At 73.9% G+C, this 26,619-nt stretch carries 21 protein-coding genes and 4 pseudogenes; 14 read left to right on the top strand and 11 right to left on the bottom strand.

Annotated features, from left to right (window positions below):
• Positions 1–91: 91 nt before the first annotated feature.
• Entirely contained in the window at positions 92–1,408 is a 1,317-nt protein-coding gene (locus tag AB0G08_RS20680) for a serine hydrolase domain-containing protein (protein WP_358090252.1), read from the bottom strand.
• Between the two features lie 110 nt (positions 1,409–1,518).
• On the opposite strand from AB0G08_RS20680, the gene AB0G08_RS20675 reads away from it, so the two are divergent.
• From AB0G08_RS20675 to AB0G08_RS20660, 4 genes are all read left to right on the top strand, one after another.
• On the top strand, positions 1,519–1,992 hold the full coding sequence (locus AB0G08_RS20675; protein WP_358090249.1) for an NfeD family protein: 474 nt from the start codon (positions 1,519–1,521) through the stop codon (positions 1,990–1,992).
• A gap of 4 nt (positions 1,993–1,996) precedes the next feature.
• A complete protein-coding gene (locus AB0G08_RS20670; RefSeq protein ID WP_358090246.1) occupies positions 1,997–3,103 on the top strand; it encodes an SPFH domain-containing protein in 1,107 nt (368 codons plus the stop codon).
• 148 nt (positions 3,104–3,251) lie between these two features.
• On the top strand, positions 3,252–4,046 hold the full coding sequence (locus AB0G08_RS20665) for a hypothetical protein (protein WP_358090243.1): 795 nt from the start codon (positions 3,252–3,254) through the stop codon (positions 4,044–4,046).
• Positions 4,047–4,289: 243 nt separating this feature from the next.
• Complete coding sequence (locus AB0G08_RS20660; RefSeq protein ID WP_358090240.1) at positions 4,290–6,524, top strand: transglycosylase domain-containing protein; 2,235 nt, start codon at positions 4,290–4,292, stop codon at positions 6,522–6,524.
• A gap of 555 nt (positions 6,525–7,079) precedes the next feature.
• On the opposite strand, the gene AB0G08_RS20655 is transcribed toward AB0G08_RS20660, so the two are convergent.
• The gene (locus AB0G08_RS20655) at positions 7,080–7,682 is read right to left on the bottom strand and encodes a thymidylate kinase (protein ID WP_358090237.1); all 603 of its coding nucleotides are present in this window, start codon (positions 7,680–7,682) and stop codon (positions 7,080–7,082) included.
• 142 nt (positions 7,683–7,824) lie between these two features.
• Here AB0G08_RS20655 and AB0G08_RS20650 point away from each other — a divergent pair, with 142 nt between their 5' ends.
• A complete protein-coding gene (locus AB0G08_RS20650; RefSeq protein WP_358090235.1) occupies positions 7,825–8,388 on the top strand; it encodes a dihydrofolate reductase family protein in 564 nt (187 codons plus the stop codon).
• 80 nt (positions 8,389–8,468) lie between these two features.
• Here AB0G08_RS20650 and AB0G08_RS20645 read toward each other — a convergent pair.
• A pseudogene (locus AB0G08_RS20645) lies at positions 8,469–8,798 on the bottom strand (thiamine pyrophosphate-requiring protein); the annotation flags it as partial.
• 255 nt (positions 8,799–9,053) lie between these two features.
• On the opposite strand from AB0G08_RS20645, the gene AB0G08_RS20640 reads away from it, so the two are divergent.
• The 3 genes from AB0G08_RS20640 to argG are packed head-to-tail and all read left to right on the top strand — an operon-like array spanning position 9,054 to position 12,586.
• Positions 9,054–9,890, top strand: coding sequence for an RNA methyltransferase (locus AB0G08_RS20640; protein WP_358090341.1), 837 nt, complete (start codon positions 9,054–9,056; stop codon positions 9,888–9,890).
• A gap of 7 nt (positions 9,891–9,897) precedes the next feature.
• Positions 9,898–11,076: an epoxide hydrolase gene (locus AB0G08_RS20635; RefSeq protein WP_358090338.1), complete on the top strand. Its 1,179-nt coding sequence runs from the start codon at positions 9,898–9,900 to the stop codon at positions 11,074–11,076.
• 58 nt (positions 11,077–11,134) lie between these two features.
• Positions 11,135–12,586: an argininosuccinate synthase gene (gene argG, locus AB0G08_RS20630; RefSeq protein ID WP_358090233.1), complete on the top strand. Its 1,452-nt coding sequence runs from the start codon at positions 11,135–11,137 to the stop codon at positions 12,584–12,586.
• A gap of 26 nt (positions 12,587–12,612) precedes the next feature.
• Here argG and AB0G08_RS20625 read toward each other — a convergent pair whose 3' ends face one another.
• Together AB0G08_RS20625 and AB0G08_RS20620 are read right to left on the bottom strand one after the other, a co-directional pair.
• On the bottom strand, positions 12,613–13,386 hold the full coding sequence (locus AB0G08_RS20625; RefSeq protein WP_358090231.1) for a MerR family transcriptional regulator: 774 nt from the start codon (positions 13,384–13,386) through the stop codon (positions 12,613–12,615).
• A 5-nt stretch (positions 13,387–13,391) separates the two neighbouring features.
• Positions 13,392–14,195, bottom strand: coding sequence for an alpha/beta hydrolase (locus tag AB0G08_RS20620; RefSeq protein ID WP_358090228.1), 804 nt, complete (start codon positions 14,193–14,195; stop codon positions 13,392–13,394).
• A gap of 186 nt (positions 14,196–14,381) precedes the next feature.
• Between AB0G08_RS20620 and AB0G08_RS20615 the strand changes: the two are divergent.
• Positions 14,382–15,674: pseudogene (locus tag AB0G08_RS20615) on the top strand (PucR family transcriptional regulator ligand-binding domain-containing protein); the annotation flags it as partial.
• A 153-nt stretch (positions 15,675–15,827) separates the two neighbouring features.
• Positions 15,828–16,331: pseudogene (locus AB0G08_RS20610) on the top strand (helix-turn-helix domain-containing protein); the annotation flags it as partial.
• A gap of 132 nt (positions 16,332–16,463) precedes the next feature.
• Here the strand turns inward: AB0G08_RS20610 and AB0G08_RS20605 are convergent.
• On the bottom strand, positions 16,464–17,813 hold the full coding sequence (locus AB0G08_RS20605; protein WP_358090225.1) for a hypothetical protein: 1,350 nt from the start codon (positions 17,811–17,813) through the stop codon (positions 16,464–16,466).
• Between the two features lie 89 nt (positions 17,814–17,902).
• Here AB0G08_RS20605 and murD point away from each other — a divergent pair, with 89 nt between their 5' ends.
• Positions 17,903–19,249, top strand: a complete 1,347-nt coding sequence (murD, locus tag AB0G08_RS20600) for a UDP-N-acetylmuramoyl-L-alanine--D-glutamate ligase (RefSeq protein ID WP_358090222.1) — start codon at positions 17,903–17,905, stop codon at positions 19,247–19,249.
• Between the two features lies 1 nt (position 19,250).
• On the opposite strand, the gene AB0G08_RS20595 is transcribed toward murD, so the two are convergent.
• The 3 genes from AB0G08_RS20595 to AB0G08_RS20585 form a co-directional block, all read right to left on the bottom strand.
• Entirely contained in the window at positions 19,251–19,781 is a 531-nt protein-coding gene (locus tag AB0G08_RS20595) for a DUF6114 domain-containing protein (protein ID WP_358090220.1), read from the bottom strand.
• A gap of 1 nt (position 19,782) precedes the next feature.
• Positions 19,783–20,412: a DUF6230 family protein gene (locus AB0G08_RS20590; protein ID WP_358090217.1), complete on the bottom strand. Its 630-nt coding sequence runs from the start codon at positions 20,410–20,412 to the stop codon at positions 19,783–19,785.
• 175 nt (positions 20,413–20,587) lie between these two features.
• Entirely contained in the window at positions 20,588–21,373 is a 786-nt protein-coding gene (locus AB0G08_RS20585; protein ID WP_358090213.1) for a TetR/AcrR family transcriptional regulator, read from the bottom strand.
• 361 nt (positions 21,374–21,734) lie between these two features.
• Between AB0G08_RS20585 and AB0G08_RS20580 the strand changes: the two genes are divergently transcribed.
• A complete protein-coding gene (locus tag AB0G08_RS20580) occupies positions 21,735–22,412 on the top strand; it encodes a Tat pathway signal sequence domain protein (protein ID WP_358090211.1) in 678 nt (225 codons plus the stop codon).
• Here the strand turns inward: AB0G08_RS20580 and AB0G08_RS20575 are convergent.
• Positions 22,400–23,452, bottom strand: coding sequence for a hypothetical protein (locus AB0G08_RS20575; RefSeq protein WP_358090209.1), 1,053 nt, complete (start codon positions 23,450–23,452; stop codon positions 22,400–22,402). The two genes, AB0G08_RS20580 and AB0G08_RS20575, sit on opposite strands and share 13 nt — an antisense overlap.
• 162 nt (positions 23,453–23,614) lie before the next feature.
• On the opposite strand from AB0G08_RS20575, the gene AB0G08_RS20570 reads away from it, so the two are divergent.
• Together AB0G08_RS20570 and AB0G08_RS20565 are read left to right on the top strand one after the other, a co-directional pair.
• On the top strand, positions 23,615–24,922 hold the full coding sequence (locus AB0G08_RS20570) for an aminotransferase class III-fold pyridoxal phosphate-dependent enzyme (RefSeq protein WP_358090206.1): 1,308 nt from the start codon (positions 23,615–23,617) through the stop codon (positions 24,920–24,922).
• Positions 24,923–24,939: 17 nt separating this feature from the next.
• Positions 24,940–26,430, top strand: a complete 1,491-nt coding sequence (locus AB0G08_RS20565) for a CoA-acylating methylmalonate-semialdehyde dehydrogenase (protein WP_358090335.1) — start codon at positions 24,940–24,942, stop codon at positions 26,428–26,430.
• On the opposite strand, the pseudogene AB0G08_RS20560 reads toward AB0G08_RS20565, so the two are convergent.
• A pseudogene (locus AB0G08_RS20560) lies at positions 26,402–26,619 on the bottom strand (acyltransferase); the annotation flags it as partial. The gene AB0G08_RS20565 and the pseudogene AB0G08_RS20560 sit on opposite strands and share 29 nt — an antisense overlap.

Genomic DNA, 26,619 nt, shown 5'->3' with positions numbered 1-26,619 from the left:
GCCGGGCCGCCGGAGCGCCGTGCCCGCCCCGGCCCAGCCCAGCCCGCCCCGCGTCAGGGTCGTCGCCTGCCGCGGGGCGGAACGTGGGCGGTCAGGGCTCCTGGTCGGGGGTGCGGGTGAAGACGAAGGTGGCGATGTCCAGGGCCACGGCCCGTCCCGCCTCGTCGCGCAGCACCGACAGGATCTCGCCGTTCTCCGGGCCGGAGCGACCCCGCCAGCGGTCGGGCCCCTCGGGGACGAACACGCTCACCCGCTCGCCGCGCACGTACGCGACCAGCTCACCCGCGGCCGCGTCCCAGGTGACGTCGAGCGAGGCTCCCATCCACCACCAACGGCCGGTCACCTCGTCGACCTCGGCGGGCGGGGGAGTGGCGGCCGGCCGCCAGGGCTGCGGGAACGCGGGCTCGGCCTCCAGCACGGTGGTGAGGACCCGTAGCGCGAGCCCGCCGATCCCGCCGCTGCGGAAGCCGTACGAGTTGGCGAAGCCGACCACGCCGGTGCGCGACGGGCGGTGCACCGCGAGGGCGGCCACGTAGCCGGGCATCGAGCCGCCGTGCCCGACGTACACCCGCTCGCCCTGCCGGTAGAGCTCCAGCCCCAGGCCGTGCCCGCCGGTCCACGAGTCGAGGTCGCTGATCGCCACCGGGACGCACATCTCGGTCAGCGTGTCCGCGGCCAGCACCTCCGGCGCCGGGTCGGCCAGGAAGGCCGCCCACCGGGCCAGGTCCTCGGCGGTGGACCAGAGCTGCCCGGCCGGGGCCATCGCCCCGGTGTCGGTACGCGGCTCCTCCCGCAGCGTGTCGTGCCAGGGGTGCACGACGTAGCCGCGGGCGAACGGCTCGGTCGCCGCGTACGTGGTGCGGCGCATGCCGAGCGGCTCCAGCACGCGCTGGCGGAGCAGCTCGGCCCAGGGGGTGCCGGTGATCCGTTCCAGCACGCCGCCGAGCAGCCCGTACGCCAGGTTGGAGTAGTGGTACGAGCGGTGCGGGGGGTAGGCGATCTTCTCGGCGCTCACCCCGGCCAGCAGGGTGGTCAGGTCCCCGACCTCGGCGCGCTCCCACCACTGCCCGTCCGGCTCGCGGCGCAGGCCGCTCGCGTGGCCGAGCAGCTGCCGCAGGGTGAGCGTGCCCACACCGGTGCCCGGCAGGTGCCTCTCCAGCGGGTCGTCCAGCGCCAGCCGGCCGGCGTCGCGCTCCTGCATGACCAGGGTGGCGGTCATGGTCTTGCTGATCGACCCGAGGCGGTACTGGAGGTCGGCGTCGGGGCGCGGGTGCTCGCCGGCGGTGGCGAGGTGCGTCAGCGTGCCGTCGCGCACCACGCCGATCAGCAGCGACGGCGTACGACCGGCGGACTGCGCCCCGGCGACGAGGGCATCGACCTGGCGGGCGGTCTCGGGCAGCAGGGACACGGGCTCTCCTCGTGGAATTGCGGCACCGTCGGGCGGGCCGCCGGCGTGCCGCCGAGCTTACTGATCTTCGCCGGTGGGCTCCACGTGCTTTGACGTGTCACGATCGGGGGGTGGACGCCGTGTTGTGGATCGTGCTGGGTGTCGTTCTGGCGGTCGCCGAGATCTTCACGACGACGCTGTTTCTGATCATGTTCGCGGTCGGGGCCCTGGCCGCCGCGGGAGCGGCGGCGCTCGGCGCCCCGGTCGAGGTGCAGGCGATCGTCTTCGCCGGGGTGTCGGCGCTGACGGTGCTGGGCGTGCGGCCGACGCTGCGCAGGCACCGGCGCTCGGCGCTCGAGAGCGGCGAGCAGGCCTTCGGCGTGGAGGCGATCGAGGGCAGCACGGCGCTGGTGCTGGAGCAGGTCGACGCCGGGCAGGGCATGGTGAAGATCGACGGTGAGCTGTGGCAGGCCCGCTCCTACGACGCGAGCCAGCACTTCGCCCCGGGCGAACGGGTGCAGGTGATCCAGGTGCGGGGCGCCACCGCCCTGGTGTGGCGGGACGACATTTCCCCTTCCGGCGAGCTACCCGAAGCGAAAAGGTGAGTACATGGAACTTGTGATCCCGGTCCTACTGATCGCCATCGCGCTGATCGGGGTGATCACCCTGGCGAAGGCGGTGCGGATCGTGCCGCAGCAGCGCCAGGACGTGGTGGAACGGCTCGGCAAGTACAAGCGCACCCTCAACCCGGGGCTCAACATCCTGGTGCCGTTCGTCGACGCGGTGCGCACCAAGGTCGACATGCGCGAGCAGGTGGTCAGCTTCCCGCCGCAGCCGGTGATCACCTCCGACAACCTGGTCGTCTCGATCGACACGGTCCTCTACTTCAAGGTGGTCGACGCGGTCCGGGCGACCTACGAGATCTCGAACTTCCTCCAGGCCATCGAGCAGCTCACCGTCACCACGCTGCGCAACGTGATCGGTTCGCTCGACCTGGAGCGCGCGCTGACCAGCCGCGAGGAGATCAACCGCCACCTGTCGGGCGTGCTGGACGAGACCACCGGCCGGTGGGGCATCAAGGTCACCCGCGTCGAGATCAAGGCGATCGAGCCGCCGGCGAGCATCCGGGACTCGATGGAGAAGCAGATGCGCGCCGAGCGGGACCGTCGCGCGGCGATCCTCACCGCCGAGGGGCACAAGCAGTCGCAGATCCTCACGGCCGAGGGCGAGAAGCAGTCCGCCGTGCTGCGGGCCGACGGTGACCGGCAGGCCCGGATCCTCCAGGCCGAGGGCCAGGCGAAGGCGATCCGGACCGTGTTCGACGCGATCCACCAGGCGAACCCGAGCCAGAAGGTGCTCGCCTACCAGTACCTCCAGGCCCTGCCGCAGATCGCCAACGGCACCGCGAACAAGGTCTGGATCGTGCCGGCCGAGCTGACCAAGGCGCTGGAGGGCATGGGCGGCGCGCTCGGCGGGCTGAGCCGGATGGTCGGCGACGAGCCGGCGCCGGAGGCGGCCGACAGCGCGAGCGCGGTGGAGCGCGAGGCGGCCGAGGCCGCGCAGGCCGCGGCGGCCGCTGCGCAGCAGATCCACGACGAGGTACGCGTCGCCGAGGCGCAGGTCTCCGGCGGCAAGCCGCAGGGGCTGCCGGCGCCGGAGCCGGTCTCCCCGGCGAGCCTGCTCCGCGACCCGGCCGACCAGCGCGAACGCGGCTGACCGGCCCGGGCGCAGGCCGCCCGAGAATGCGAGAAAGACTCATGGGGCGCTCCGTCGCCTGCCACCATCGGTCCTAGGACGGGCGGTGAGCAGGCATCGGGGCGCCCCGGCGCGTCCCGCGCCGCTCGTCGGACGAGCGAGGTGACGCATGAACGATCCGGCGAAGCGGGTGCGGTCCTCGGCCCCGGTCCCCGGCGCGCACGATCCCACCGGGCCGCTCGGGAGTCGGCGTACCGGCGGGGGATTCGGCGTACTGCCCTTCGTCGAGCCGACGCCGATCGGGCCGGCCACGAACGCCACCTGGGCCTGGTCGCTGCGGCGGCTCGCCCGGGGCGCGGTGTGGCTGCTCCCCGCGTACGCCATCCTCTACGCCGTCGTGGCGATGGGCAGCGACGGCGGGGTGGGCAACGACCCGTACCCGGCCGACGGCCGGCCCCTCTACCTGGTGGGCTGGGTGGCGGCGGTGTGGCTCGGGCTGCTCGCCCTGCTGGCGCTGACCGGGCTGCTGGCGGCGACCCGCAGCCGCCGCGCGGCCGTCGCCGGCCTGCTCGTCTCCATCGCCGGCACGGTGCTCATGCTGCCGTTCGCGGGGCTGGTGGAGCAGACCCCGGTCTTCGGCACCACCGCGCGGACGCTCGTGCTGGTGGGAGCCACCTGCTACAGCCTGGGTTGGCTGCTCACCGGCTGGTCGGTGGCCCGCTCCGGGACGTTCAGCATCGGCGACGGCGCCATGCTGATGATCGCCGCCCCGCTGCTGGGCGTCGGCGGCGCGCTGATCGGCTCGCTGCAGACCTTCGGCGCGATCTTCGTACTGGTCGCCGGCATGGGCATCGGCTACCGCTCCGGCCGCCTGGTGCCCCGGGACATCGCCCGCGACGCCGCGAGCGCGAGCCTCGCCGCCGCCCCGGCCGCTCCCGGCCCGAACGGCCCGCTGCCCACCTGACCCGTCGCGCCGCCTCCGACGGCCACCGGAACCGGCGGGCGCCACCGGACCGGGCAGGCGCCGCCGGACCGGGCGGGCGCCGCCGGGGCGGGCGGGCGCCGCCGGGGCGGGTGGTGCCCACGGGGCGGGCGGCGGCTCAGGGGGCGGGTGGGATGGGAAGTCGCTGGTCACGGGCGGTGAAATTGCTGACAACCGGGCTGCGGGAGTGGTCGATCGGCCCGTCGCGTGGCAACCCTGGGGACCATGGCCCCACCCCGCCCGCCGCTGTCGCGGCTGTTCACCGTGCTGCTCGCCGGCGTGCTCGCCGGCCTCGTCCTGGCGGTCGCCGCGCTGCCGGGAAACCTGCTGCTCGGGTTCGCCGCCAAGGCCGCGGTCGGGTCGTACGCCGCGCTGCCCGAGGCGCTGCGCACCCCGGTCACGCCGCAACGCTCCTACCTCTACGCCAACGACGGCAAGACGCTGATCACCACGTTCTACGACGTGAACCGCACCGACGTGCCGCTCGCCGAGATCGCCCCGGTGATGCGGCAGGCGATCGTGGCGGCCGAGGACCGGCGCTTCTACGACCACGGCGGCGCCGACCTGCGCGGGCTGCTGCGGGCCGTGGTGTCGAACGTCTCCGGCGGCGGCCAGCAGGGCGGCTCCACGCTGACCATGCAGTACGTCCGCAACGTGCTCAAGACCGATCCCGGCCGCACCGCCGAGGAGCGCGCCGCGGCCACCGAGCAGACCGTCGGGCGCAAGATCCAGGAGATCCGGTACGCCACGGCGCTGGAGCAGCGCCTGGGCAAGGACGAGATCCTCAACCGGTACCTGAACATCGCGTACTTCGGCTCCGGGGCGTACGGCATCGCGGCGGCCAGCCAGCGCTACTTCGCCAAGTCCCCGGCGGAGCTGACCCTCGGCGAGGCGGCCCTGCTCGCCGGCCTGGTGCAGTCGCCGGAGGCGTACAGCCCGATCGACGGCGACGCGGAGGCCGCGCTGGCCCGCCGCGGCTACGTGCTGGACTCGATGCTCTCCACCGGCGCGATCAGCGCCGAGGAGGCCGCGCGGGCCAGGGCCGAGAAGCTGACGCTGCGCCCCACCGCCCAGCCCAACGGGTGCACCGCCGTCGCGCAGGGGCACGACGACTGGGGCTTCTTCTGTGACTACCTGCGGCAGTGGTGGCTCGCGCAGCCCGAGTTCGGGGCCAGCGTCGAGGAGCGCGAGCAGGCGCTGCGCCGCGGCGGCTACACCGTGGTGACCTCGCTCGACCCGAAGATCCAGGCCACCGCGCAGAAGCAGGCCACCGGCGTCTACTCCTACGACGACAAGCGCGCCCTGCCGATCGCCGCCGTCGAGCCGGGCACCGGTCGGGTGCTGGCGATGGCGGTCAACCGGCACTACAGCCTCGACGCCAACCCGGACGGGCAGGCCAACCGCCCCAACACCGTCAACCCGCTCGTCTCCGGTGGCGACAGCGTGGACGGCTACCAGGCCGGCTCGACGTTCAAGCTCTTTACCATGCTCACGGCGCTGGAGGCCGGCAAGCCGCTCTCCACGGGCTTCGACGCGCCCAGCCGGCTGCCCACCCGGTACGCCGCCGAGAGCGAGGGCAGCTGCGACGGCCGGTGGTGCCCGGCCAACGCAAACCCGGAGTGGATGGACGGCTACCGGATGATGTGGGACGGCTTCGGCCGCTCGGTGAACACCTACTTCGTCTGGCTGGCCGAGCAGGTCGGGCAGGAGAAGGTGGTCGAGATGGCGAAGCGCCTCGGCATCACCTTCCGGGCCGACGCCGACGCCACCTTCGCCGAGAACGACGCCGCCGACTGGGGCTCGTTCACCCTGGGCGTGACCGCCACCACCCCGCTCGACCTGGCCAACGCGTACGCCACCGTGGCCGCCGAGGGCACGTACTGCGCCCCGCTGCCGGTGGTCTCGGTGACCGCCGCCGACGGCCAGCGGGTGCCGGTCGGCGACCCGTCCTGCCGCCGGGTGCTCGACGCCGACGTGGCCCGGGCCGCCACCGACGCGGCCCGCTGCCCGGTCGGCCAGCAGTCCGCGTCCGGGCAGTGCAACGGGGGCACGGCCACCTCGGTGAACCGGATCCTCGACGGCCGGCCGGTGGCCGGCAAGACCGGCAGCTCGGAGAGGAACGCCACCGAGACCTTCGTCGGCTTCACCCCGCAGGTCGCGGTCGCCGGCATCGCCGCCAACCCGGACGACCCGACCGACTCGGTGGGCGCGGCGGTGCAGGCGAGGGTGATCGACGCGGTCGCCCGGGTCATCGGCACCGCCGTCGCAGGCGAGCCGGAGAAGGCCTTCGCCGCGCCGAGCCGGGAGCTGGTCGGCGACCCGCGCCGCCCGGTGGAGCGTCCGCCGGTCGAGCCGCGCCGCCCGTCCGAGGAGCGGCGACCGTCCGAGGAGCGGCGGCCGTCGCCCGCCGAGGATGAGCGCCTGTCGGACCTGCGACGCTGGCTGGAGCGCCGCGGCTGACGCCCACGGTTCTCCCACGGCTGCCGTCGGCCGGCACGCGGGAGCGGGTTGCGTCGAGGGGCGTTCCTTCCACGGCTGACGGCCCACGGCTGGCCGTCGGAGTCCCCGCCGCTGGCCGTCGGTCCGCACTCCGGTGCGGTCGTCGGCTTTCGGTGCTCTGCCAGGGAAGACCCTGCGCGCGCTGTCGAGCTGCCCCACCCATGAGACCGCCCGGCGGACGATCCGGGGATGGATCCGGCGGGCGAATCGTGGCGGCCCGGACAGGGCGAGCCGAGGGCCGCCAGCATGGACATGGTGTCGCTGACGTTGACGCCGCTGACGATCCTCGACGGCCTGGCCCGCTGGGACGGGCGCAGCGGTGGCCAGGGCGTTTCAGCCGGCGGTGAGGTCGCGTCCCCTCGCGGACCCGCCGCTCCGCGGACTGCCCCATCTGTGCGGGCAGCTCGACAGGGCGCGACCGGGGCTGTCGGCCGGTGGTGCCGCCGACGGTCCCGGTTGCCACTGGGGAGCGAGCCGGGCAACCAGCCTGGCAGCCGGCCGGCCGGGGACGGGAGGTCAGCGAGCGAGGGCGGCCCGGACCACCCGGTCGAGGGCCGCGCCGACCTCGGCCGGGTCGCCGTTCGCGTCGATGACGGTGAACGTGCCGAACTCCGGCAGTCCCCGGTAGCCGGCGTCCAGGGCACGCAGGTGGGCCAGCTCCTCGGTGTCGATGCCCCGGGCCAGCACCCGTTGTTGGGCCCGTTCGGGCGAGACCGCCAGGAAACAGACGAGACCGGGTCGCGGGAAGATCGCGTACGCCAGCCGGGCCAGCCTCCCGCCCCGGTCGCCGCGGACCCGCATCACCACGTACTGGCACCAGGACCAGCGGTCCATGACCGCCGTCCGGCCGGTCAGCCGGGCGACCAGCACCGCCCGGGCGATGGCGAGCCAGCGCACGGTCGCCTCGATGGTCACGTAGCCGGTGCGGCCGAACAGGTGCGGCCCGTCGCGGTGACCCAGCGCCTGCGCGAGCCGGTTCCAGAGCGGCCGGCCGCCGGCGTTCTCGAAGTAGCTGGCCGGCACACCGGCAGAGGTGAGCCGGTCGGCCAGCGCCCTCGCCTGGGTGGTCTTCCCAGCTCCGTCGACCCCGACCAGGGCGATGATCGTCGCGCGGCGCATGAGCGGCACGATAGCGGCGCCGGACAAGCCGTGGAAAAAACCTTGGAAGAGTCGTCCCGGGCTGTCGGATCCGGGCGATGCCGCTCCGACCACTTGGCGAGAACGCCCGCGAGGGGCGACCGAGGCCAGGAGGAGCAGCGGCATGCGGAAGATCGTCTACGGGGTGCACCAGTCGCTCGACGGGTTCATCGAGGGGCCGAACGGCGAGTTCGACTGGCCGGAGATGGGCCCGGAGCTGTCCGCGTACTCGCTGGAGCAGTGCGGCCGGGCCGGCGCGTTCCTCTACGGCCGCCGGGTCTGGGAGATGATGGCCGGCTACTGGCCGCAGGCGGAGTCGATCTCCGACCACCCGCACGACCTCGCGTTCGTGCCGATCTGGCGGCGGACACCAAAGGTGGTGCTCTCGCGCACGCTCACCGCGGCCGAGCACGGCGCCCGGGTGGTCGGCGGCGACGACCTCGCCACGGAGGTCACCGCGCTCAAGGAGCAGCCGGGCGGTGACCTGCTGCTCAACGGCGGCGCCGAGGCCGCCGCCGCGCTGACCGACCTCGGCCTGATCGACGAGTACCAGATCTTCGTCCACCCGGTGGTGCTGGGCGGCGGCAAGCCGGTCTTCACCGCCACCGAGCGGATGGGGCTGCGCCTGGCGGAGTCGCGGACCTTCGACGGTAGGTCCGTGCTGCTGCGGTACCACCGGGCCGGCTGACGTCGGCCCGGTGGGGCGAGGGCTGCGCCCGCCGGCGCCCGTCGCGCCGGCCCGGATCCGGCGGAGTCCGGGCCGCCCCGTCAGCCCCGGCCGCGCCCCGGCCGGAGGGTGGCGACCGCCGTGGGCAGGCCCCGCCGGATGATGCCCGCCCAGTCCGTGTCGCCGCGCAGCACGGCCGCGGCGGTGTTGCGGGCCTGCTCGGCGGTGAAGTGCGGTGGCAGCGTCAGCTCGGCCGGGTCGACGAGCGCGTTGACGACCACGGGCCGGTCGGCGCTCAGCGCCCGCTCCCAGACGCCCGGCACCTGCTCCGGCGCGTCGACCAGCTCGCCGTGCAGGCCCAGCACCTCCGCCCACCGGTGGTAGCCGATGTCGGGCAGCTGCTGGCTGTCCGGGAACATCGGCGTCCCCTCGCGGCCGACCAGGGCGACCACCGGCTGGTGGTCCAGCTTGGCGTCGTACAGGCCGTTGAGCAGGTGGATCGCGCCAGGGGGCCCAGGTCGACGCGCCATCCGTCCGGGTGGTCGGCCCGGGCCGGCCCCGGCGTGCCCATGGGACGTGCGTTCACCCGGCTGTCCTTCCGTCGGCCCGCCGCTCCGGCCCGCCATTCCCCTTCTTACCCGGACAAAACACCTCACCTTGCCCCGGCGTCGGGCGGCCCGGGGCGGCTGCGGCGCGTCCGGCAGAATCGGCGGGTGCCCATCCACCCGATCACCGACCCCGACGACGACCGGATCGCCGACTACCGGGCGCTGACCGACGTCGAGCTGCGCACCCGCTGGGAGCCGCCGCACGGCCTGTTCATCGCCGAGGGCGAGCTGGTGCTGCGCCGGGCGCTGCGGGCCGGCTACCCGGCCCGGTCGTACCTGGTGGACGCCAAGCGGGTCGACCAGCTCGCCGACCTGGACACCGGCGACGTCCCCGTCTACGCCGCCACCCAGGACGTGCTGCAACGGGCCACCGGCTTCCACGTGCACCGGGGCGTGCTGGCGTCGTTCCGGCGCAAGCCGCTGCCGGCCGCCGCCGACGTGCTGGCGGCTGCCCGGCGGGTGGTGGTCCTCGAGGACGTGAACAACCACACGAACCTCGGCGCGGTCTTCCGGGGCGCGGCCGCGCTCGGCATCGACGCGGTGCTCCTGTCGCCGACCTGCGCCGACCCGCTGTACCGGCGCAGCGTGCGGGTCAGCATGGGGGAGGTCTTCGCGGTTCCGTACGCCAAGCTCGAACGGTGGCCGGCGGGCCTGGACCAGGTGCGGGAGGCGGGCTTCAGCCTGCTCGCCATGACGCCGGCGCCGGACGCCGTGCCGATCCAGCGGCTCACCGCGGCGCAGCGCGAGCGGGCGGCGCTGCTCCTCGGGGCCGAGGGCCCCGGCCTCACCGCGGCGGCCCAGTCCGCCAGCGACGTGCGGGTGGTCATCCCGATGCGGCGCGGGGTGGACTCGCTGAACGTGGCGGCCGCGGCCGCGGTCGCCTTCTGGGAACTGGGCCGTGACGACTTCGCCTGACGCGGGCATCCGATCGTTCCGGGTCGACGTCCCGCAGCGCGATCTCGACGATCTGCACGAGCGGCTCGATCGCACCAGGTGGCCCGACCAGCTGCCCGGGGTGGGCTGGGAGTACGGCGTCCCGCGCGACTACCTGATGGACCTGGCACGGTACTGGCGGCACGAGTACGACTGGCGTGCCGCGGAGGCCAGACTCAACGAGTGGCCGCAGTTCACCACCACGATCGACGGGGCGGACATCCACTTCGCGCACGTCCGGTCGCCGGAACCGGGCGCGACTCCGCTGCTCGTCACGCACGGCTGGCCGGGCTCGATCGTGGAGTTCACCGAGGTCGCCGGGCCGCTGGCGGATCCGCGAGCCCACGGCGGCGACCCCGCCGACGCCTTCCACCTCGTCATGCCGAGCATCCCGGGGTTCGGGTTCTCCGGGCCGACGCGGGAGACCGGCTGGGAGTTCCGGCGGGTGGCCGCCGCGTTCGCCGAACTGATGCGACGTCTCCGCTATCAGCGGTACGGCGTGCAGGGCGGTGACTGGGGTTCGGCCATCTCCCGCGAACTCGGCCGTACGCGGACCGACCACGTCGTCGGCGTACACCTGAATCTGCTGCCGGGCTCGTCCGTGACGGAGGAGCCGGACGCCCGTCTGCTCGCCACGTTGAGCCCGGCGGAACGGGAGCGGACGCTGGCCTCGTGGCGGCGCACCCGACGGTGGGACCGCGACAGCGCCGGCTACGCGGCCATCCAGTCCACACGACCGCAGACGCTCGCCTACGGCCTGACGGATTCTCCGGTCGGCCAGCTGGCCTGGATCGCGGAGAAGTTCAAGGAGTGGACGGACTCGTCGACCCGCCCGGAGGACGCCGTCGACCGCGACCACCTGCTCACCAACGTCATGCTCTACTGGCTCACCGGAACCGCCGGCTCCTCCGCCCGCATCTACTACGAACGGGCGCATTCGGACTACTGGGGGTCGCCGCCGGAGCCCTCGACCGCACCGACCGCTCTGGCCGCCTTTCCGCGGGACAACTTCATTCCGTTGCGGCACATCGCCGAACGGACGAACAACATCGTGCGGTGGACGGAGTACGACCGAGGCGGGCACTTCGCTGCGATGGAGACACCCGACCTGCTGGTGGCCGACATCCGGGCGTTCTTCCGGCAGCTCCGCGCGGAGCCGACCGACTGATCCGGCGGGGCCGACCGGCCATTTGCATGCCCATGCGGGCTGGTGCATAATCTTCCCTGTGTCCAAGGTTCTCACCTCCCTGCCCATCGGTGAACGTGTCGGCATCGCCTTCTCCGGCGGCCTCGACACCTCGGTCGCGGTCGCGTGGATGCGCGACAAGGGCGCCGTTCCCTGCGCCTACACCGCCGACATCGGCCAGTACGACGAGCCCGACATCGCCTCGGTGCCGGGGCGCGCGCTCAGCTACGGCGCCGAGGTCGCCCGGCTGGTCGACTGCCGCGCCGCCCTGGTCGAGGAGGGGCTGGCGGCGCTGACCTGTGGGGCCTTCCACATCCGCTCGGGCGGGCGGGCGTACTTCAACACCACCCCGCTGGGCCGGGCTGTCACCGGGACCCTGCTGGTCCGGGCGATGATCTCCGACGACGTCCAGATCTGGGGCGACGGCTCGACCTTCAAGGGCAACGACATCGAGCGGTTCTACCGGTACGGCCTGCTGGCCAACCCGCAGCTGCGCATCTACAAGCCGTGGCTCGACACCGACTTCGTCACCGAACTGGGCGGGCGCAAGGAGATGTCGGAGTGGCTGCTCGAACGCGGCCTGCCGTACCGGGACAGCACCGAGAAGGCGTACTCCACCGACGCCAACATCTGGGGCGCCACGCACGAGGCGAAGACCCTCGAGCACCTCGACACCGGCATCGAGACGGTCAACCCGATCATGGGGGTCCGGTTCTGGGACCCGTCGGTGGAGATCCCGACCGAGGACGTCACGATCGGCTTCGACCAGGGTCGTCCCGTGACGATCAACGGTAAGGAGTTCGGCAGCCCCGTCGACCTGGTGCTGGAGGCCAACGCCATCGGCGGCCGGCACGGCATGGGCATGTCGGACCAGATCGAGAACCGGATCATCGAGGCCAAGAGCCGGGGCATCTACGAGGCACCCGGCATGGCGCTGCTGCACGCCGCGTACGAGCGGCTGGTCAACGCCATCCACAACGAGGACACCCTGGCGAACTACCACACCGAGGGCCGCCGCCTCGGTCGCCTGATGTACGAGGGGCGCTGGCTGGACCCGCAGGCGCTGATGCTGCGCGAGTCGTTGCAGCGCTGGGTCGGCACGGCGGTCACCGGGGAGGTGACGCTGCGGCTGCGCCGGGGCGAGGACTACTCGATCCTCGACACCACCGGTCCGGCGTTCAGCTACCACCCCGACAAGCTGTCGATGGAGCGCACCGAGGACTCGGCGTTCGGCCCGTCGGACCGGATCGGCCAGCTCACCATGCGCAACCTGGACATCGCCGACTCGCGGGCGAAGCTGGAGCAGTACGCGACCCTCGGCATGGTTGGCGGCGCGGCCCCGCAGCGGATGGTCGGCGCCGCGCAGGCGGCCTCGACCGGGCTGATCGGTGCGATGCCGCAGGGCGGCGCGGAGGCCATCGCCTCCCGGGGCGTCTCCTCCGCCGACGACGAGGCGCTCGACCGCGCCGCGATGGAGTTCGGCGTCGACTGAGCGACGCGCCGTCAGGCTGGAAAGGCTCATTGGTATGGGATGTCCACGCCGGCGGAGCGCAGTTTCGTCTCGACCAGCGTGGTCAGCCGGGCCATGGCCGGTGCCTGATCTTCGCCGTGGTGGTTTAGCAGGCCGTACCGGGTGGCGTCAGTGCGGGCCTGGAAACCGTCCGAGATCGCGAGCAACGCGGGGTTGGCGAGGAAGCGGTCGGCCATGGCGGTCGCGAGTTCCTCGATGCGGGGGTCGTCGGGTTCCCAGTCCTTGGCGGCCCAGCATCGCTTGTTCAAGGCGACGAACCGGGTGTCGTCCAGAGCGTGCTCGGCACCGGTGAGATAGTCGTCAAACCCGTCGGGGACCAGGGCCCTGGCCAGCACCATGCCCTCGCGGTGGGCTGCCACCTCGTCCGGGGTGAAGCCGAGGTCGGTGGCCCGGTCCAACAGCGCGCAGGCCCGGTCGGGCAACAGGGCCCGGTCACCGTTGGCCAGCCGGTCCAGCAGGTCGCGGCGTGCGGTCAGCTCCTCGATCCGCTCGGTCAGCCGCCGTTTGACCTCGGCCAGGTCGGCGGCGTACCGCTGCGGATCGGCGCCGAGCAGGGCGCCGATCTCGGCCAGCGGTACGCCGGACTCGGCCAGCGTCCGGACCTGGACCAGCCGCAGCAGGTCGGACGACCCGTATCGGCGATAGCCGGAACCGTCACGGCGCGGTTCGTCGACCAGGCCAAGCCGGTGGTAGTGGCGAATGGTCTTGATCGTGACGCCGACGAAGGCTGCCGCCTGGCTGATCGTGACGCCGCTGGTCATGGTCGTCAGCGACTTTCGCGGGTAAGGGCGGCGAGCTCGCGGGTGGCCCCGGCGATGGCGCGGAAATCCTTGCGCACGATCGTGCCGTGGTTGCTGGCGACCTTCGCGCTTATCGTGAGGTTCGGGTTGCGGGCAAGCACCGGGTTGATGGTGGTGCGCATCCGTTCCTGCTCATCATTCCTGCTTCCCAGGGCCTCGCCCGAGGCGACCACGTATCGGACCGGGACGGTCAGGCTGTCGAGGACCGGTTCGAGGGCGGCGTGGATTTTGTGGGCCTCGATGGCGATGTCGGCATGCTGTTCGGCACTCATCCGCGCGGCGTTGCCGACGAGGCGCGCCAGCGGCATCGCCCACCGGAGCCTACGGAACAGCCGCCGGATGCGTTCGTGGTCGGCGTCGTCGGTCCAGCCGACCGGGTAAGGGCCGTCGACCCCGACCACGCCGGCGACGCGGCCCGGATTCCGAGCGGCCCAGTGCACCCCGAGCAGCGCGCCGTAGGACCAGCCCACCAGGAGCGGCCGCTCCACCCCTCTGGCTTTCAGAACGGCGTCGAGATCCCGGACGACGGCTTCGAAGGAGTAGTCCGCCGACCTCTCCGACTTGCCGCGAGCCCGCTCGTCGTAGGTGATGTGTCGCCACCCCGGCCCCAGGTCGTCGATGACAGGCCGCCAGTGCCGCTGGCTGGCGTAGGAACCGTTCAGGTAGACCACGGGGGTGCCTGTCCCGCCGGTGTCGGTCACGGCCAGCGCGGTGTCTTCCACCGGCAACATGCCACTCCAGGCCGAGAAAGTCGCGGTTGAGTTCGTCATGCCACCAGCGTCGCCCCTGACCCAAGGTCAAGGTCAAGTCGCGGTGAGGTCGGGGGCCGCGCCAGCCGGTCCCGCCGGTGCCGGAGCGGCACGGGCCCGAGAGTGAGCGGCGCGGGCCCGAGACTGAGCGACACGGGTCCGAGACCGAGCGGCTGCCTGTGCGGAATCGACGTCACGGACGGTAGCGTGTCGCCCGTGTTCCCTACCGTCCGTGAGGTTCTCGCGCTGGACCCGGTCCGCCACGGCGCCCCGCGCCTGGTCGCCGGGGAGGCCGGCCTCGACCGTCCGGTGCGCTGGGTGCACGTGACCGAGGTGCCCGACATCGCCCCCCTGCTCGGCGGTGGCGAGCTGGTGCTCACCACCGGGATCGGGCTGCCCGCCGACGACGCCGGGCTGCGCGTCTTCATCGGCGACCTGGCGGACGTGGGCGTCTCCGGCCTGGTCGTCGAGCTGGGCCGCAGGTACGTCAGCGGGGTGCCCCGGGTGATGGCCGCCGCCGCCGAGCGGCGCGGGCTGCCCCTGGTCGAGCTGCGGCGGGCCACCCCGTTCGTCCGGATCACCGAGGCGGTGCACGCGCTGATCGTCGACGCCCAGCTGACCGAGCTGCGGGCCACGGAGGAGATCCACCAGCGCTTCACGGAGCTGTCGGTGGAGGGCGCCGGCCCCGGCGAGGTGGTGCGGCAGGCCGCCGACCTCTCCGGCTGCCCGGTGGTGCTGGAGAACCTCTCCCGGCAGGTACTCGCGTACGACCCGGCGGGGGAGAGCGCCGAGCTGCTGCTGGACTGCTGGGAGCAGCACTCGCGGCGGATCCGGCCGGCCGGGCGGACCGCGTACGACGGCGACAACGGGTGGCTGGTGACCACGGTGGGCGCCCGGGGACAGGACTGGGGGCGGCTGCTGCTGCGCTGGCCCGGCGGGGGCGACCTGGCGGCGGGCCAGCGCGTGTTCGACCCCGCCGAGGAGGGCGGCGCGCCCGTCGGCGTCGCCGCGCCGCCCGTGGTCCCGCCCACCCGGCTGACCATCCTCGTCGAGCGGGCCGCCTCGACGCTGGCCCTGGGCCGGCTGATCCGGCGCGACGCCGAGGGCCTGGAGCGGCAGATCCACCGGACGCTGCTCACCGCCCTGCTCGACCACTCCCTGCCGGTGGACGAGGTCGCCCTGCGGGCCAGGGCGCTCGGCGTGGTGCTGGAGCGCCGGCACCTGGTCGGGGTGGTGGTCCGGCACCGGGCCGACGACCCGGCGGGGGAGGGCGGCCCGGCCCCGGATCAGGGGCACCCGGGCGGTCCGGAGGCCGGCCCGGCACGGCTGCGTGATCTCGCCGAGGCGGTCGGGCAGGCGTTGCACGAGGCGAAGCTGACCGGGCTGTCCAGCGCCATCGACGACCACGCCGTCGGCGTGCTGCTCGCCCTGCCGGAGCCGGCGGCCGAGGAGCGGTCGCTGGCCGCGTTCGCCACCGCGCTGCACCGCACCCGTCCGGACACCCCCGCCCGCCCGGACGGCCAGGTCCGCCCGGACAGTCATCCCCGTCTGGGCGGCTCCGCTCGTTCCGAGTTGCCCGCGCAGGGCCGCCGGGACCTTCGCCAGGTCCCGCCGGTCGACGGCCAGGTCCGCCCGGGCGGCCCTGTCCGTGGTGACGGAGCGGCCCGGTCCAACGGCCGGACGAACGGCGTGGCCCGGCCGGCAGGCGGCGGCCTGCTCATCGCGGCCGGTTCCGGCGTGCCCGGCCTGCGGGAGGCGCGTCGGTCGCTGATCGAGGCCCGGCAGGTCGCCGATGCCGCCCGGCGGGACCGGCGGGATCTGCCGGTCTTCCGGCTGCCGCACGTCGGGCTGGCGGGGCTGCTGCACCTGCTGCGCGACGAGCCCCGGTTGCAGACCTTCGTCGAGCGGGAACTCGGCGCACTGCTGACCCACGACGCGCAGCACCCGCGGGAGCAGTTGCTGGGCACCCTGCGGGCGTACCTGGAGCAGGGCCGCAACAAGTCGGCGGCGGCCGGGGCGGCGCACCTGTCCCGACCGGCCTTCTACGAGCGGCTGGCCCGGATCCGCCGCGTCCTGGACGTGGACCTCGACTCCGTGGAGGCCTGCCTCTCCCTGCACGTCGCCCTGCTGGCCCTCGACGCCATCCGCACCCCCTGACCCCGCCAGCTCCCGCCGCCAGCTGCTGTCCGCTGTCGATCATGAGGTTGGCGGGGAGGAATCGCCCGAACCGCGCCGCCAACCTCATGATCGACGCCAGGGCGGGCCAGGGCCGGGCGGGTGGGGTGGGGGTCAGGTCAGGGCGGCGAGGGCCTTCGCGTAGGGCGGGGGGACGTGGTTCGGGCCGCCCGGGGTGAAGACGTCGGAGTCGGCGGCGGCCGACCAGGCCGTGTCGGGTACGGCGTCGACGAGGGCGCGTACGACCGGGGCGTCGCGCCACTGGTCCTGCTCGGCGAGCAGGCTCAACGCCACCACCGACTCCTCCACCTCGCCGACGCACTCGAACGGCTTGTGCCCGTCCACGCCGAGCAGCTCCCGGTAGCCGGGGATCTGCGCGGGGTCGGCGAGCAGGTCGCCGCCGAAGATGTGGGTGATCCGCTCGCGCGACATGAACGGCGCCATGGCCAGGAAGACGAACCGGCACTTCGGGCAGTTGCGGCACCAGCGCTCACTGGCGTCGCGCAGCTTGAACGCGGCGTTGCAGCTCGTCACCACGTCGTCGTAGCGGTCGATCTCGGCGAACGACCGGGCGATGTGCAGCTCCGACAGCGAGCGCAGCAGCGAGAAGTACGGCTCGGTCAGCCCGGCGTGCTCGGCCAGCGCCGCCCGCAGCAGCCCCTCCGCCTCCACGCCCTTGGACCACTGGTGGTTGATCTCGTGGCCGTTCCAGACCAGGTTCGGGTCCGACGCCGACCGCTCGTTGGACATCACCACCGGCCCGAGGCCGTGCAGCACCGCCGTGGCGACGGCGATCAGCGAGTTGATCGCGGTGACCGGGATGTGGCCGTTGCGCGCCCCGGCGGCGTTCAGCTCGAACAGCACCGGGTCGATGCGCCGCCGGGCGGCGAGCGGGGCCAGGCCGGACGCCTCGTTCACCGCGACGATCACGTGGTTCGGGTTGACCGAGAACGGCACCGGGTCGAGGCCGGCCCGGCGCAGCGCCTCCAGGCTGACGATGGAGTCCTTGCCGCCGCCCACCGCCGACAGCGGGCGCCGGTCGGAGTCGTCGTACTCCCGCGCGGGGGAGACCGTGCCGGGCGGCACCTCCGGGCGCAGCTGGAGCACGTGCGGCAGCTCGTTGCGGTACGCGTACTCCGCGAGACCCTTGGTGTAGACGGCGGTGACCAGCTCCGCGGCGGCCGTGCCCAGCGGCGCCGGCAGCACCAGGCGGGGCGGCGCGGCGGCCTTGTAGTAGCTCACCCCGGCGACGACGTGCAGCAGCTCCAGCACCCGGCCGAGGGTGGCCACGGTCTCGTCGGACGGCGGCGCGTCCGGCAGCGGGAGGGTGACCACCTCGGTGAACCGCTGCTCGCCGTCGGGGCCGGTGAGGGCGTAGTCGAACAACACCTCTCCGGTGGAGAGGTCGATCGAGTAGGACGGGAAGGTGAAGGCGTCCATCCGCCGCAGCTGCTCATTGGGCACACGCCATACTAGGCCCTGGTTCGTCCGGCCGTGCCCGGCTGCGTCGGACCCACCCCTGCCCCGCCGTCGACACCCCCTGAGGAGAGCCAGTGCGCCTGTCTGACCTGCGCGGACGTACCGTCGCCGTCTGGGGGGCCGGCCGGGAGGGCCGGGCCGCGGTGACCGCGATCGCCGCGCACGGCCCGGCCGAGCTGGTCGCCGTCGACGACAGCGCCAACTTCCTCAGCCTGCCCTGGGAGGGGCCGCTGGCCGAGGCGGCGCCGCTGGTCACCGGCGAGGAGGGCTTCGCCCGGCTGGCCGCCGCCGACGTGGTGGTCCGCTCGCCCGGCGTGCCGCAGACCCACCCGTGGCTGGTGGAACTGCGCCGGCGCGGCGCGACCGTCACCCAGGGCACCGCCCTGTGGATGGCCGACCACGCCGCCCGCACCGTCGGCGTCACCGGCAGCAAGGGCAAGAGCACCACCTCCAGCCTCATCAGCCACCTGCTCGCCGCCGTCGACCGGCCGAACGTCTTCGGCGGCAACATCGGCGTGCCGACACTGGACCTGCCGGACGCGGAGCTGTACGTGCTGGAGCTCTCCAGCTACCAGTGCAGCGACCTGACCGACTCGCCCCGGGTCGCGGTCGTCACCGCGCTCTTCCCCGAGCACCTCGACGCGCACGGCGGCGAGCGCGAGTACTACCGGGACAAGCTCAACCTGCTGGCGCACGGGCCGCGGACCGTGGTGGTCAACGGCGCCGACCCCAGGCTCGCCCTCGAACTGGGCGACCGCGCGGCGGTGCGCGCCGGCCTGCCGGACACCGCCCACGTGGCCGGCGGCGCGGACGGCACGCCCTGGTTCCACCTCGGCGACCAGCCGCTGTTCCCGCGCGCGGTGCTGCCCCTGGTGGGTCGGCACAACGAGGGCAACCTCTGCGTCGCCCTCGCCGTGCTCGACGCGCTCGGCGTCGACGTGGTGGCCCGCAGGGACGCCCTGGCCGTGGCGGTCGCCGAGTTCCAGGGGCTGGCCCACCGGCTCACCGAGATCGCCGACCCGTCCGGCCTGACCTTCGTCGACGACACCCTCGCCACCAGCCCGTACGCGGCCATGCACGCCATCGACGCGTACGAGGGGCGGCCGTTGACGGTGATCGTCGGCGGCACCGACCGGGGCCTGGACTACGCGCCGCTGCGCGAGCACCTCGCGGAGCGCGAGCTCACCGTGCTCGGCATCCCCGACAGCGGCCCCCGGATCGTCGAGGCGCTCGCCGGGCTGCCCAAGGTGCGTACCGAGGTGGTCGACGACCTGGTCGCCGCCGTCCGGCGGGCCCGCGAGCTGACCCCCGCCGACGGGGTGGTGCTGCTCTCCCCGGCGGCGCCCAGCTACGGGCGGTTCCGCAACTTCGAGCACCGCTCCGAGGTCTTCGCCCAGGCGGTACGCGACACCGCCGGCTGACTCAGCCCCGCTCGGCGGGCGTCGGGTCCGGCGTGTGCGCCCCCGGCAGCAGCGAGCCGCCGTCCTCGTCCTTGTCCTCGGGTTCGGCCTCGTCCTCGGCCTCCGGGCCCGGTGCTCCGGGCGTCCCGGTGGCACCGGTCGGTGGGCGCCGCTTGTCGGGCGTCCAGGCGAAGGCGAGCGCCCCGCCGACCAGGGCCAGCAGCATCCCGACCAGGAAGCCGCCCAGGTTCGAGGTCAGCCAGGAGACCAGCCCGAGCAGGAGCGAGAGCACGGCGTAGAAGACCCGCTGCTGCGGCGTGGCGACCAGCAGCACCCCGCAGAGCACCAGGACGGCCGGCACCAGGTACGCGGCGAGCCCCTGCGGCCCGACGTGCAGCAGCACCCCGAGCGGCGCGCGCAGGGTCACGAGCATCTCCAGGCCGCCGAGCGCGATCAGCACCCCGGCGGTGAACGGGCGGCCCCGCCGCCAGCGGCGCCAGCGGCCGGCGGGTCGGCGGCCGGCTGGCGCCGGGTGGTCTCGTCCGGTGGTCACGTCAGCATCCGTCGGAGGTGAACGCCATGCGCAGGTTGGGCAGGTTGAAGACGGCCGCCGTGGTGGCGTAGTTGTTCTGCCGCAGGTTGGTGATGGTCACCGTGTCCGCCTGTTGGGCGAAGACGCCGGGGTTGCCCTTCACGCCGGGCACCTGGTCGAGGGTACTGGCGTCCTGCCCGACGTTGATGTTCCGGAACGAGGCGTTGCCGGCGACCTCGTCGCCGTCGACGACCAGGGTGCGGGCGGTGACCGGTCTGCCGTCGCCGCCGGCGGTGATCTTCAGGTAGACGCCGCCCAGGTTGATGCTCTGGCAGAGGTTGGTCAACTCGGCCTTGTCGATCGCCGACACGATCACCAGGACCTGTCCGCCGGTGTCGCCCTGGTTGGGGCTGTCCGGGATCATCTGGTCGAGGGTGGCGAACTGCTCGAACCCCGTGCCGGTGAGCCGGTCGGCGGTGACGGTGAACGGCATGCCGGAGATGGCGAACTGCGCGCCCAGCACGCCCTGGGCGGTCAGCACGACCATGCCGGCGGCACCCGCCACGACGGTGCCCAGCGTGACGGCGAACCGGCGCCAGCGCACGCCGCTGCGCGGCGGATCGGGTTCGATCGGTGCGATCTGCTCCGACATGGCGGCTCCCTTTCGAGATCGATTCATCGGCGACAATGGGAAATCGGCTGAAGGGTCTGCGCAGGCTGAAGTTACCGCCGGGTAAATGGCGGGTCAACGGCAGGTGGGGGCTGGTTGAGGCGGTATCTGCCAAATGCGGCCAAAGTGAAAAACCGCTGCGGTTTCCGACCGCGCGTCAGGGGATGGTGGCGGCCTCGCCGGCCGGCGCGCACGGCGCGGTCGTGCCCGGGCCGTCGGCCGGGCGTGCCAGCCGCGTCGCCCGGGTCGCGTCGTCGGTGCCGAGGAAGGGCGCGGTGGCCGCGTAGGTGAGCACCGGCAGCAGTTGCGGCAGCTCCGTCGCCCGGCCCTGGGCCACCCGGCTGCGGACGGTGGCGTGGATCCCGCCGACCACGGTGGACACCAGCGCGTCCCGGTCCACGCCCGCGGCCGCCGGGCCGGGGCCGGCGTCGGCGAAGAACCGGCGGAAGCTGCCGAGCAGGGCGTCGCGCTCCCGGCGCGCGTCCGGGCCCGCCGCGTCCACCTCGACGAGCGCCATCCGGGCGAAGGCGGGCACGCTCGCGAGCACCTCCAACAGGGTGCGCAGCGCGGCGCGGGCGGCGTCCGCCCACGTCGGTCCGGCCTCCCGGTAGGCGCTCTCCATGAGCTGCGACAGCACGGCGATGCCGTGCCGGTACGCGGCGAGGAAGGCGTCCTCCTTGCCGCTGAAGAGGGCGTAGAAGGCCGGCCGGGTCACCCCGGCGGCGTGGCAGATGTCGGTGACCCGGGCGTTGTCGTAGCCCTTCGTCGCCACCTCCCGCACGAGCCCGTCGAAGAGGCGGTCGCGCTGGGTCGCGGCCACCGCCTCGGCGGAGAGCCGGCGCGGGCCACGTTTGATCGCACGATCGGGGTCGCGGCCCGGGCGTGCGCCCGGCAGGGGTGCCTGCGCCGGTTGCGGACGGCGCTGCATGGTCAACGTGTCCACCTCTCGATTCGATTGACTTTGCGACCCTCCGGGGTTTATAACTTTCTGCACGCTCAGTCGGGATCCCATCACCCTGGGTGATCTTCCGGACGGTCACCCGTCGACTCATCGAGGGAGGGCTCGATGGCTGCCATTATCGCGGAACATCAGCGCCCTCCCAAGGCCGCGAAGACGCAGGTGACGCCGCTGCGCCGCGGCGCGCCACGCCGGCCTGCCCGCTGACCTCGCTGCACCACCGCCGTCCGGCCCCGACGGCCGCCCGGCACCCTCCACCGCCGTCCGCCACGCGACGGCCCCGATCGCCGCGCGGACACCCCCGCCCGCGCGCCCTGGTCGCCCCCGTCCCCCGAAAGGAAGAACCATGCTCAGGTACGGACGAATCGGCGTGGGTCTCGCCACCCTCGCGCTGCTGACCGGCCTCGCCGCCGCCCCGGGCTCCGCCGCCCCGGCACCGCTCGCCAACAACGTGCTGACCTACCCGACGCCGGGCGGCACCGCCGTCGCCGTCAACGACGTGATCCGGGCCAGCCTCAGGACCGGCACCAACGCCACCTTCTACTCCTCCGCCACGGGCACCACCGGCGTGAAGTGCGCCGCGTCCACCTTCAGCGCCAAGGTGCTGAGCAACCCGGCGGCCCCGGGCACCGCTACCGAGAGCCTGACCGCGCAGTCCTTCACCAGCTGCACCACCAACATCGTCGGCACCACCGGCGTGCAGAGCGTGACCGTGCAGAACCTGCCGTACGCCACCTCGGTCACCAGCGCCGGCGTGGTCAGGATCAGCGGCACGGCGACGGCGCCGATCCAGAGCAGCGTCGTGCTGAACTCGCTGCTCGGCCCGATCACCTGCGTCTACCGGACCAGCACCAACAGCCTGACCGGCACGGCGAGCAACGCCGACAACTCGATCACCTTCACCAACCAGACGCTGACGAAGTTCTCCGGCCCCAGCCTCTGCTTCGGCACGGCGTACTTCTCCGCGGCGTACTCGCCCGTGCAGGACGCCACCAAGGGCAACAGCCCCGTCTACGTCAACTGACCGCGGTCCACAGGGCCGGCGTGCGGCGATCCGTCGTGCGTCGGCCCCCGGTCGTGCGCCGGCCAGCCGTCGCCGAGGGCGGCGTGCAGGGCGCGCATCGACCGGATCGCCGAGCGGACCTCCTGCAGGTAGCGGCCCGGGGTGAGCGCCGGCTCGGGCAGCCCGGCCAGGTCGGGCAGGGCCGGGTCGACGCCGACGGTCTCGATCGCGCAGCCGTACGGCACGGCGAGGGTGCGCAGCGCGTCGCAGTGCTGGAACGGCACGTAGACCGGCGCGGTGACCATCAGCACCGGCTCGCCCGCGCGCAGGCGGACGTGCTCGGCCCAGAACCGCTGGGTGTCGGCGGTGTGCGCGCGCCGCCGCCCGGGGTCGCCGGACGGGGCGGCGAGCACCCGGATCGGCGGGCCGCCCGTGGGCCGGTAGGTGCGCGACGACCAGGAGTGGTGCGGGTGCCCGGCGTCGTGGCCGTCCTCCTCGGCCGGGGCGGCCACCGCGAACTCGCGCCGCACCGCCGCGTCCAGCGCCGCCACCTCGGTGTCGCAGGGCGCGACGCCGGCCGCGTCCAGGGCCCGGCCCTCCACGTCGGACAGCGGGCGGAAGCTGCCCAGCACCGCCACCTCGCCGGTGACCCGGGTGCCGGCGCGCAGCAGGTGCGCCGCGTACGCGACCCGGCGCCGGCAGGCGTGCGCCAACCCGCCGAGCACGACCAGGTGGGCGTACCGCGACCGGGTCGGGGCCGCCGGACGGACCATGCCGAGCGCGGCGGCGGCGGCGAGCACCAGCCGCGCGGTGGCCGGGTCGAAGGCCGGTTCCCGGGCGTCCGGGCGCTCCCGGCCGCCCCGGAAGTCCCAGTGCCGGGCGGAGAAGGCGTCGAGGCCGGCCAGCACCGCCGCCAGGTCGCCGTCCGGCCAGTCGCCGCCGAAGTGCCCGACCAGGGCGCGCAGCGGCGCCGAGCCCGCCCAGGCCCGTACGCCGGCCGCGATCCCCTCGACGTCCGTGCCCGCCGCGCCCGTCGGCAGCGCCACCTCACCGGTCCGCACCGCCGGATCGTACCGGCGGCCGAGGCGGACGGCGGCGAACGACCGGGCCGGGCCGACGGGGACGTCATGGGCCCCCGGCACCGCGCAGACAGTGGCTCTTGTCCGCGCCGCCCGGTGGTGGCAGCGTGCGGTTACCGCGAACGCCGCTGAGAGGGTGCGACGATGACCACCGACGATCTGCTGGCCCGGCACCGGGCCGCGCTCCCGTCCTGGATGCCGCTCTACTACGACGAGCCGATCGAGCTGGTCCGCGGCTCCGGCCGCCGGGTCACCGACGCCCGGGGACGCACCTACCTCGACTTCTTCGGCGGCGTGCTGACGAACATGCTCGGCTACGACGTCCCGGAGGTCCGGGAGGCGGTCGAGCGGCAGCTGCGCACCGGCATCGTGCACAGCTCCACCCTCTACCTGATCCGGCAGCAGGTCGAGCTGGCCGAGAAGGTCGCCCGGCTCTCCGGCATCCCCGATGCGCGGGTCTTCTTCACCAACTCGGGCACGGAGGCGAACGAGGCCGCGCTGCTGGCCGCCACCAACCACCGCCGCTCGCACCAGATCCTCGCCGTGCGCAACAGCTACCACGGCCGGTCGTACGCGACGATGGGCGTGACCGGCAACCGGGGCTGGTCCGCCAGCGCGCTCAACCCGCTCCAGGTGGCCTGGCTGCACTCCGGCGAGCGGCTGCGCGGCCTGCTGGCCCGGCTCGGCGAGGCCGAGCGGATCGAGGCCGCCGTGGAGGACCTGCACGAGGTGCTCGCCACCCAGACCGCCGGCGACGTGGCCTGTCTGATCGCCGAGCCGGTCCAGGGGGTGGGCGGCTTCGTGCACCCGCCGGACGGGCTCTTCGCCGCCTGGAAGAAGGTCCTCGACGCCCACGGCATCCTGTTCGTCTCCGACGAGGTGCAGACCGGTTGGGGGCGCACCGGGGAGCACTTCTGGGGTTACCAGGCGCACGGCGTCACCCCGGATCTGCTCACCTTCGCCAAGGGCATCGGCAACGGCTTCGCCCTGGCCGGCGTGGTCGGCCGCGCGGACGTGCTGGAGTCGGTGCCGGCGATCAGCTTCTCCACCTTCGGTGGCAACCCGGTCTCGACGGCCGCCGGCAACGCCGTGCTCGACTACCTGCTCGACCACGACCTCCAGGCCAACGCGGCCCGCACCGGCGCGATCCTCGCCGACGGGCTGCGCGCCGCCGTGGGCGCTCTCGACGGCGTCGCGGAGGTACGCGGCAAGGGGCTGATGCTCGGCGTCGAGTTCGTCCGGCCGGGCACCGCCGAGCCGGACCCGGCCCTGACCGCCCGGGTCTTCGAGGCGTGCCGGGCCGGCGGACTGCTCACCGGCAGGGGCGGCCTGTACGGCAACGTGCTGCGGATGGGCCCGCCACTGACGTTGACCGAGGACGAGGCCCGCGAGGGCCTGGCCATCCTCGTCGACGCCATCCGCTCCTGCGTGGCGGCGGAGGTGGCGGCGTGAGCGCGGCGGAGCACGACGTGCGCGTCATCGGCCACCTCGTCGACGGCAAGCCGTTCAGCGGTTCGTCCGGGCGGCACGGGGACGTCTTCGACCCGGCGACCGGCCGGCGTACCGCCCGGGTGGAGCTGGCCTCGGCGGCGGACGTCGCGGTCGCGGTGGAGGCCGCCGGGCGCGCGGCCCGGCTCTGGCGCGACGCGTCGCTGGCCAGACGGACGGCGGTGCTGTTCGCCTTCCGGGAGCTGGTGCACGCGCGGCGGGACCGGCTCGCCGAGGTGATCACCGCCGAGCACGGTAAGGTGCTCGCCGACGCCGCCGGCGAGGTGCAGCGCGGCCTGGAGATCATCGAGTACGCCTGCGGCATCCCCTCGGCGCTGCGCGGCGGGTTCAGCGAGAACGTCTCCACCGAGGTCGACTCCTACAGCCTGCGGCAGCCGCTCGGCGTCGTCGCGGTGATCACCCCGTTCAACTTCCCGGCGATGGTGCCGCTGTGGTTCCTGCCGATCGCGGTGGCCTGCGGCAACGCGGTGGTGCTCAAGCCGAGCGAGAAGGACCCCGGCGCGGCGCTGCTGCTGGCGGAGTGGTTCGCCGAGGCGGGCCTGCCCGACGGGGTGCTCAACGTCGTCAACGGCGACGCCGAGGCCGTGGACGCGCTGCTGGAGCACCCGGGCGTGAAGGCGGTGTCGTTCGTCGGCTCCACCCCGGTCGCCCGGCACGTCCACCAGCGCGGCACCGCCGCCGGCAAGCGGGTGCAGGCGTTGGGCGGGGCGAAGAACCACATGGTGGTGCTCCCCGACGCCGACCTGGACCTGGCCGCCGACGCGGCGGTCAACGCGGGGTTCGGCTCGGCGGGGGAGCGGTGCATGGCGATCTCGGCCCTGGTCGCGGTGGAACCGGTCGCCGACGCCCTGGTCGCCCGGATCGCCGAGCGGATGGGCCGGCTGCGCACCGGCGACGGCCGGCGCGGCTGCGACATGGGCCCGCTGGTCACCGCCGCGCACGCCGCCCGGGTGCGCTCGTACGTCGAGGCGGGGGTGGCCGCCGGCGCGGTGCCGGTGGTGGACGGCCGCGACGTCGAGCCGGACGGGGACCCGAACGGGTTCTGGCTGGGCCCGACGCTGTTCGACCGCGTCACCCCGGACATGTCGATCTACACCGACGAGATCTTCGGCCCGGTGCTCGGCGTCGTGCGGGTCGGCTCGTACGACGAGGCGGTGGAACTGGTCAACGCCAACCCGTACGGCAACGGCACGGCGATCTTCACCAACGACGGCGGCGCGGCCCGGCGCTACCAGCACGAGGTGGAGGTCGGCATGGTCGGCGTCAACGTGCCGATCCCGGTGCCGGTGGCGTACTACTCCTTCGGCGGCTGGAAGGCCTCGCTCTTCGGCGACCTGCACGCGTACGGCGAGGACGGGGTGCGCTTCTTCACCCGGGGCAAGGTGGTCACCAGCCGCTGGCTGGACCCCCGGCACGGCGGGGTCAACCTCGGCTTCCCCACCCAGACCTGAGCAGCCGCAGGGTGCCCGCCCCGACCAGGTACGCCACCAGCGCCGCCGCCGGCACCCCCAGCAGCTCGGGCGCCGACCTCGGCGTCTCCGCGTTGACCACCAGGGCGTACACGACGGCGGCGAAACCGGCGGCGGTGAGCGCGGTGCGCGCGGTGGCCCGCCACCCGCGCCCGGCCGGCGCGCGGCCCG

Origin of the sequence: Micromonospora sp. NPDC023644 (genome assembly GCF_040640115.1) — a bacterium.
In the GTDB taxonomy this organism is placed as follows: Bacteria; Actinomycetota; Actinomycetes; order Mycobacteriales; family Micromonosporaceae; genus Micromonospora.
Note: the sequence above shows the minus strand (reverse complement) of the source record. Positions and strands in the feature narration are given on the sequence as shown.